This window comes from Pseudoalteromonas sp. AWM4_233 (genome assembly GCF_056158285.1).
In genome coordinates, this window is record NZ_JBSWSZ010000150.1 from 1 (window position 1) to 6983 (window position 6983).

Below are 6983 nucleotides of genomic sequence, written 5' to 3' on the forward strand. Positions count from 1 at the left end.
ACGTATTGCTAAGGTTAAGGCGTACTGGAGCTGTTGGGTGAGCACCTCATCGAGACGGACTATTACAACTTCACGGCGCTGAACTTCCCCGAAGGCCATCCGGCGCGCGAAATGCACGACACCTTCTTCTTCCAGCCGGACGAGAACGGTGAGCGCAAGGTGCTGCGCACCCACACGTCCCCGGTGCAGGTGCGGACCATGGAGGCGCAGAAGCCGCCGATCCGCATCGTCATTCCCGGCGAGACACTACCGCCAGGAACTGCGACGCGACGCACTCGCCGATGTTCCACCAGGTCGAGGGTCTGGTGGTGGACCGGAAGAGCCATGTCGGCAACATGCGCTGGATCCTGGAGGAGTTCTGCAAAGACCTTCTTCGAGGTCGACAGCGTCACCATGCGCTTCCGTCCGTCCTTCTTCCCGCTTCACCGAACGCCTGGTTCGATGGGCGCCATCCGGTGCGACCGCTCCGGCCCGATCGTCAAGTTCGGCGAGGGCTCCGACTGGATGGAAATGCTCGGCTGCGGAATGGTGCATCCGAACGTGTTGCGCGCCGGCGGGCTGGATCCAGACGAGTACCAGGGTTTTGCCTGGGGCATGGGGCTCGATCGCATCGCCATGCTGAAATACGGCATGCCGGACCTGCGCGACTTCTTCAACGCCGATGTCCGCTGGATGACCCGCTACGGCTTCCGCCCGCTCGAGCATCCCGACGCTGTTCGGCGGTCTGAGCGTTTGAAGGGAGGAACAGACACATGAAATTCACACTCTCCTGGCTCAAGGATCACCTCGAGACCGACGCGACGCTGGATGAGATCTGCGAGCGGCTGACCGCGATCGGGCTCGAAGTCGAGGACGTCGACGACAAGGCCGCCTACAAGCCCTTCGTCATCGCCAAGGTCGTTTCGGCCGAGCAGCATCCCCAGGCGGACCGGCTGAAGGTGCTGATGGTGGACACCGGCGACGGCAAACCGGTGCAGGTCGTCTGCGGCGCGCCGAACGCACGGGCAGGGCTGATCGGTGCGCTCGCGCGGCCCGGCAGCTATGTGCCCGGCATCGACGTCACGCTTTCCGTCGGCAACATCCGCGGGGTCGAAAGCCACGGCATGATGTGCTCGGAAAAAGAGCTCGACATGTCGGACAACCACGACGGCATCATCGATCTTCCGGCCGATGCGCCGGTCGGCACCTCCTTTGCAAGCTATGCCGGCCTCGATGACCCCGTCATCGAGATCAACCTGACGCCGAACCGGCCGGACTGCACCTCGATCCATGGCATTGCCCGCGATCTGGCCGCATCTGGTCTCGGAACGCTGAAGCAGCACGCCGAGCCGGACTTCAAGACGGATGGCGAGACGCCGGTCGAGGGCTCGAAGATCATCCTGGACGACGAGCGCCTTTGCCCGGGCTTCGGCCTGCGCCTCGTGCGCGGGGTCAAGACACGGGCCGAGCCCGGTATGGATGCAGCAGCGGTTGAAGGCGATCGGCCTTCGTCCGATCAACGCGCTGGTCGACATCACCAACTACATGACCTTCGACCAGGGCCGGCCGATGCACGTCTTCGACGCGGCCAAGGTGAAGGGGGACCTGACGGTGCGCCGCGCGCTGGCAGGCGAGACGATCCTCGCGCTCGACACGCGCGAATACAAGCTGACGCCGAACAACGTCGTCATCGCCGACGACAACGGCGTCGAAGACCATCGGCGGCATCATGGGCGGCGAGCATTCCGGCTGCGACGAAAACACGACTGAAGTGCTGATCGAGTCCGCACTCTGGGACCCGATCAACATCGCCAAGACCGGCCGCTCGCTCGGCATCATCACCGACGCGCGCTACCGCTTCGAGCGCGGCGTCGATCCGGAATACATGGTGCCGGGGCTGGAGCGTACGACGCAGCTGGTACTGGAGCTCTGTGGCGGGACCGCTGCCGAGGCCAAGATCGTCGGCTACAAGGGCTATGAGCCGAAGGTTGTCGATTTCCCGACCTGCGAGGTGAAGCGCCTGACGGGCCTCGATATCTCCGCCGACGAGAGCCGCGAGATCCTGGCGCGCCTCGGCTTTGGCGTCGACGGTGCCGGCGAACGGCTGTCGGTCAAAGTGCCGTCCTGGCGCCCGGATGTCGACGGCAAGGCAGATCTCGTGGAAGAGGTCATGCGCATCCACGGCGTCGACCAGATCAAGCCGGAGCCGATCGAGAACCTCGGGACGGTCAACGGCCGTATCCTGACGACGCTGCAGGTGCGCAGCCGCACGGCCAAGCGCGCGCTTGCCGCCCGCGGCATGCTGGAAGCCGTCACCTGGTCCTTCATCCCAGAGGATCAGGCGAAGCTCTTCGGTGGCGGCACGGCGGCCTTGAAGCTTGCCAACCCGATTGCGTCCGATATGTCGGACATGCGGCCTTCGCTGCTGCCGGGTCTGCTCACCGCAGCACAGCGCAATGCCGACAAGGGCTATGGCGACGTTGCGATCTTCGAAGTCTCTGGCACCTACGAGAACGACAAGCCGGAAGGGCAACGCCGCGTGGCCGGTGGTGTCCGCCGCGGAACAGCATCGATCAACGGCGCCGGTCGCCTCTGGTCGAACGCGACCAAGGGCGGCGGCAAGCCTGTGGACGTCTTCGACGCGAAAGCCGATGCTCTGGCGGTGCTGGAAGCCTGTGGCCTGCCGATGGGCAACGTCCAGGTCGAGGCGGGTGCGCCCGCTTGGTATCATCCCGGCCGTTCCGGCACGATCAAGATGGGACCCAAGGTGGTGCTCGGCTATTTCGGCGAATTCCACCCGAAGACGCTTGGCGCACTCGACGTTTCCGGAGCGCTCTGCGGCTTTGAGGTCTATCTAGACGCCATGCCGGAGCCGAAGAAGAAGGCCACGCGGACCAAGCCGCCGCTGGAGCTTTCGCCTTTCCAGGTGGTGAAGCGCGACTTCGCCTTCGTGGTCGACAGCCATGTCGAAGCCGGAGCCATCATCAAGGCGGCCACCAGCGCCGACCGGAAGCTGATCACCGGCGTCAACGTTTTCGATATCTTCGAAGGCGCTTCGCTCGGCGAAGGCCGCAAGTCGGTTGCCATAGAAGTGCTGATCCAGCCGGTCGAGCGGACGCTGACGGACGAGGATTTCGAGGCGCTGACAGCCAAGATCGTCGGCAATGTCGAGAAGACTACGGGCGGCACACTACGGGCCTAGACGGCGCGCTGGTATCGGGTGGTACCTTGCCATCTTGCGAGATAGCCTGTCCCTGTTAGGGGCAGGCTTTTTCATGAGGCGGGAATGCGCAAGCCGAATTCGATGAAGGGACTGGAGGATCTTGGACGCGTCAGGCTGTCGAAGAACTTCTTCCTCCGCGACTTTCTCTATTCCGAGATTGCAGCTGTCACCGGGATTTCGAACGTGCCGGATGATCCGGATCTTGCCATCGAGGCGGGGCGGCGGCTTTGCGGGGAACTGCTGGAGCCGCTGCAGGCGACCTTCGGCAGGCTGCATCTGCGCTCCGGTTACCGCTCGGCGGCGGTCAACGAGTTCGGCAACCGACATGGCCTCAACTGCTCGACCAATGCGGCGTCGGCAGCCGACCACATCTGGGACATGCGCGACGCGGATGGATGTATGGGCGCGACCGCATGCATCGTCTTGCCTTGGCTGATCGATCATTGCCATGAGGAGGGTGACTGGCGGAAGATGGCCTGGTGGATCCACGACCATCTCCCCTACGCCTCGCTCTGTTTCTTTCCCAAGCTCTGGGCCTTCAACATCCAGTGGCACGAGCGACCGGTACGGCGGATCACGAGCTATGCACAGCCTCGCGGCGTGCTGACGAAGCCGGGAATGGCGAACCACGCGGGTGACCATTCCCGATTTTACCAAGGCTTCCCGCCGGCGGCAGCCGTAGCGAGCTAGAGCTTCAGCTTCTCCTTCAGCGCATCGATGCGCTTGGAAGCCTCCGCCTTCGACAGGTCGTCGGCAAAAGCATCCGGTTCGTGTGCCTGCTCGGAAAGCGTCTTCAGATAGGACCCTTGAGCGCCGGTCATAGGCTCGTCGCCCGTGACCCAGTCCTCCGGATCCTTCTCCGTGTTCGATTGCGGCTCCGCATCGAGCTTCGGGTTATGCTGATCAACCATCTCGACCTCTTGTGGTTCTCTATGTTCACTGAACGTTCCGGACTGGAAACCGGCCCGCCGGGTGAGGGCGGAACGGCCGAGAGCTGTTCATGCAGAGCCGCGTTGCGGCTTCTCGATCTCTTCGCGCACCTCTTCCTTGAGCTGCTGGCGCGGGCTGCGGCCCGAAAGATTGTCGCGAACCCGATCCACCTCCGCATCGTCCGCCTCCAGCGGCCGGCCGCTGTCGTCGGGAATGCCGGCGCCCGATTGCGCGATCGGTTCGTTGCGCGGGCGGTCGTTCGCGCCGTCGCTGATCTTCCTGTCGTCGTCCATGGTCTGCCTCCTGTTTCGGAGACAGAACAACGGACGTCCCGTTTTGTGCCCGGCCCGCCTGCTGAAAGCCGGGCCAAGTCGCCCGTGTTACCGGTTGGTCATGGCAGCAACGGCATCGGAATAGCGCTTGCCGGAAAACTTCTCCGGCGAAAGAAGCTCGCCCAGCGTCCTGACCTCTTCGTCGGTCAGATCGATCTCGGTGGCGGCGATGTTCTGTTCCAGGTGCGGGATCTTACGGGCGCCGGGGATCGGCACGATGAAGTCACCGCGATGCAGCACCCAGGCGAGCGCCAGCTGGGCGGCTGTGACGCCCTTCTCCTCCGCCATCTTCTCCAGGAGCTTCACCAGCGACGCATTGGCGGCCATGTTTTCGGCGGTGAAGCGCGGCAGCGTGGTGCGAAAATCATCGGCGCCGAAATCCTCCGGCTTCTGCACCTTGCCGGTGAGGAAGCCGCGTCCGAGAGGCGAGAAGGGGACAAAGCCGATGCCGAGCTCACGGCAGGTGTCGAGGATCGCGCCTTCCGGATCGCGCGTCCATAGGGAGTATTCGCTCTGCAGCGCGGAGATCGGATGCACGGCGTCGGGCCCGGCGCAGGGTGGCGGCGCTCGCTTCGGAAAGGCCGATTGCCCGTACCTTTCCTTCCTTCACGAGATCCGCGAGCGCACCGACCGTCTCCTCGATCGGCACGTCCGGATCGACCCGGTGCTGGTAGAAGAGATCGATCACGTCGACGTCGAGCCGCTTCAGCGAGGCTTCCGCCACCGCGCGCACATGCTCCGGGCGGCTGTCGGTGCCGGAAGGACGGGCGGCCTTTGCTTGCTCACCGATGGTGAACCCGAACTTCGTCGCGATCATGACCTTGTCGCGGAAGGGCTTCAGCCCCTTGCCGACGAGGATCTCGTTGGCGAACGGGCCGTAGACTTCTGCGGTATCGAAGAAGTTGACGCCGAGTTCGACTGCCCGATGGAGAATACGGATTGCGTCGGCCTCTTCCTGGCCGCCATAGCCGTGGCTCATGCCCATGCAACCGAGGCCGATGGCGGAAACGGTGAGATGCGGTCCAAGCTGTCTCGTCTTCATGACATGCTCCTCGGCTAGAATTCGATGCGGTAGCGGATGTGGCCGTCGGTCTCGACATAGCTGTCGTAGAGTTTGCGGGCCGCCCTGTTGTCTTGGGCGGTATGCCAGTAGAGGCGCGACCATCCGTTTCTTCCGAAGGCCCACGAGGTCGTCGAGAGCGCGTCCGACGCCGCGTCCGCGTGCCGAGGCATCGACGAAGAGATCCTCGAGGTAGCAGTCGAGGTTCTCGATCCAGGTACCCTCGTGGGTGAGCGACAGGGTGAAGCCGACAACATGATCGTCGAGCTCGGCCACGCGCATGAAGATTGCCGACTGGTCGCTCATCGCCTTATGCCACGTGGCATCGGTGATCGCCGGATCGAGCGCGAGCTCGTAGAAGGTCAGGTAGTCAGCCCAGAGGGCCCGCCAGGCGGCCTCGTCTTGCGGCTTGGCCCCGCGGACAGTGACATCAGATAGGTCAGCCATGGCTTACGCTCCGGCCTCATCCAGAAGCTTCATCTGGTCGTCCGAAAGCGAAAGATCCGCGGCCGAGATCATCGTCTCCAGCTGCGACAGCTTTGTCGCGCTGGCGATCGGTGCCGTCAGCGCGGGCTTGCGCATCAGCCAGGCGAGCGCAATGCTTGCCGGCTCCGCATCGGTTTCAACCGCGATTTCGTCGAGGGCCGCGAGGATGCGGAAGCCCTTGTCGTTGAGATAGTCGCTGACGCGATAGGCGCGCGAGGAGCCTTCGGTGTCTTCCTTGCTGCGGTACTTGCCGGTCAGGAAGCCGGCTGCCAATGCGTAATAGCTGATGACGCCGATTTCTTCGCGCGTGCAGAGGTCCGCGAGCGGTCCTTCGAATTTCGCGCGGCTGTAGAGATTGTATTCCGGCTGCACGACATCGTAGCGCGGCAGGCCCGTCTGGGCGGCAACGTCCAGGCTGTCCTGAAGCTGGCCGGCGTCGAAGTTCGAGCAGCCAATCGCCCGCACCTTGCCCGCCTGCTTCAGCCTGTCGAAAGCGGCCAGCGTTTCCTCGTATGGCACCGCGTCGTCGGGCTGATGGGCGAGATAGAGGTCGATGTAATCGGTGCCGAGCCGCTTCAGGGAAGCGTCTGCCGCTTCCGCGATCCATTTCGCCGACAATCCGGTCTTCTTGCCCCTGTTGTCGTAGCCGACCTTCGATACGATGATCGCCTCGTCACGCGAGACGGTGCCGCGCTTCAGCCACCTGCCGATGACGGTCTCGCTCTCGCCACCCTCGTGACCGTCAACCCAGGCCGAATAAACGTCAGCCGTATCGATCGTGTTAAAACCTGCATCGAAGAAGCGGTCGAGCAGGTCGAAGGACGTCTTCTCGTCTGCCGTCCAGCCGAAGACATTGCCGCCGAAAACGATCGGCGCGACGGAAAGGCCGGTACGGCCGAGAGGACGCTTCTGCATGGGATCTCCAGAGATTGCAGGTGCTGGCCTCAAACCGTACCCTCTACATCTTAACCTT

Annotated in this window: 9 protein-coding genes and 1 pseudogene; 5 read left to right on the forward strand and 5 right to left on the reverse strand. The window is 63.6% G+C overall.

Annotated features, from left to right (window positions below; translation table 11 throughout):
- Positions 1 to 33: 33 nt before the first annotated feature.
- The 5 genes and pseudogenes from ACXAC4_RS27770 (at position 34) to ACXAC4_RS27790 (ending at position 3892) form a co-directional block, all read left to right on the forward strand.
- Positions 34 to 756, forward strand: a complete 723-nt coding sequence (locus tag ACXAC4_RS27770) for a tRNA ligase subunit PheS family protein (RefSeq protein ID WP_475168515.1) — start codon at positions 34 to 36, stop codon at positions 754 to 756.
- Positions 753 to 1181, forward strand: a pseudogene (ytpR, locus tag ACXAC4_RS27775) (YtpR family tRNA-binding protein); the annotation flags it as partial. The gene ACXAC4_RS27770 and the pseudogene ytpR, both read left to right, overlap by 4 nt.
- Before the next feature lie 277 nt (positions 1182 to 1458).
- Positions 1459 to 1749: a phenylalanine--tRNA ligase beta subunit-related protein gene (locus tag ACXAC4_RS27780; protein ID WP_475168544.1), complete on the forward strand. Its 291-nt coding sequence runs from the start codon at positions 1459 to 1461 to the stop codon at positions 1747 to 1749.
- Positions 1709 to 3181 (forward strand): phenylalanine--tRNA ligase subunit beta, encoded by a 1473-nt coding sequence (locus ACXAC4_RS27785; RefSeq protein WP_475168518.1) that lies wholly within the window; start codon positions 1709 to 1711, stop codon positions 3179 to 3181. Before ACXAC4_RS27780 ends, ACXAC4_RS27785 begins: the two co-directional genes overlap by 41 nt.
- Positions 3182 to 3265: 84 nt before the next feature.
- A complete protein-coding gene (locus ACXAC4_RS27790; protein ID WP_475042255.1) occupies positions 3266 to 3892 on the forward strand; it encodes a hypothetical protein in 627 nt (208 codons plus the stop codon).
- On the opposite strand, the gene ACXAC4_RS27795 is transcribed toward ACXAC4_RS27790, so the two are convergent.
- The 5 genes from ACXAC4_RS27795 to ACXAC4_RS27815 all read right to left on the reverse strand — a co-directional run bounded on the left by ACXAC4_RS27795 (position 3889) and on the right by ACXAC4_RS27815 (position 6925).
- Positions 3889 to 4113, reverse strand: a complete 225-nt coding sequence (locus tag ACXAC4_RS27795) for a DUF3072 domain-containing protein (protein ID WP_475042258.1) — start codon at positions 4111 to 4113, stop codon at positions 3889 to 3891. The genes ACXAC4_RS27790 and ACXAC4_RS27795 overlap by 4 nt on opposite strands.
- Positions 4114 to 4200: 87 nt before the next feature.
- Positions 4201 to 4425 carry a hypothetical protein gene (locus ACXAC4_RS27800; RefSeq protein ID WP_475042262.1) on the reverse strand — a complete coding sequence of 75 codons (225 nt, stop codon included), beginning with the start codon at positions 4423 to 4425 and terminating at the stop codon, positions 4201 to 4203.
- Between the two features lie 87 nt (positions 4426 to 4512).
- Complete coding sequence (locus tag ACXAC4_RS27805) at positions 4513 to 5001, reverse strand: aldo/keto reductase (protein WP_475168527.1); 489 nt, start codon at positions 4999 to 5001, stop codon at positions 4513 to 4515.
- Positions 4919 to 5971, reverse strand: coding sequence for an aldo/keto reductase (locus tag ACXAC4_RS27810; protein ID WP_475168530.1), 1053 nt, complete (start codon positions 5969 to 5971; stop codon positions 4919 to 4921). The genes ACXAC4_RS27805 and ACXAC4_RS27810 overlap by 83 nt, the downstream gene beginning before the upstream one ends.
- A gap of 3 nt (positions 5972 to 5974) precedes the next feature.
- Positions 5975 to 6925 carry an aldo/keto reductase gene (locus ACXAC4_RS27815; protein WP_475042270.1) on the reverse strand — a complete coding sequence of 317 codons (951 nt, stop codon included), beginning with the start codon at positions 6923 to 6925 and terminating at the stop codon, positions 5975 to 5977.
- Positions 6926 to 6983: the final 58 nt, after the last annotated feature.

Excerpts from the sequence above, each read along its gene's own strand:
- ACXAC4_RS27780 (WP_475168544.1), top strand. The coding sequence starts at position 1,459 with ATGCAGCAGCGGTTGAAGGCGATCGGCCTTCGTCCGATCAACGCGCTG.
- ACXAC4_RS27785 (WP_475168518.1), top strand. The coding sequence starts at position 1,709 with ATGGGCGGCGAGCATTCCGGCTGCGACGAAAACACGACTGAAGTGCTG.
- ACXAC4_RS27790 (WP_475042255.1), top strand. The coding sequence starts at position 3,266 with ATGCGCAAGCCGAATTCGATGAAGGGACTGGAGGATCTTGGACGCGTC.
- ACXAC4_RS27795 (WP_475042258.1), bottom strand. The coding sequence starts at position 4,113 with ATGGTTGATCAGCATAACCCGAAGCTCGATGCGGAGCCGCAATCGAAC.
- ACXAC4_RS27800 (WP_475042262.1), bottom strand. The coding sequence starts at position 4,425 with ATGGACGACGACAGGAAGATCAGCGACGGCGCGAACGACCGCCCGCGC.
- ACXAC4_RS27810 (WP_475168530.1), bottom strand. The coding sequence starts at position 5,971 with ATGGCTGACCTATCTGATGTCACTGTCCGCGGGGCCAAGCCGCAAGAC.
- ACXAC4_RS27815 (WP_475042270.1), bottom strand. The coding sequence starts at position 6,925 with ATGCAGAAGCGTCCTCTCGGCCGTACCGGCCTTTCCGTCGCGCCGATC.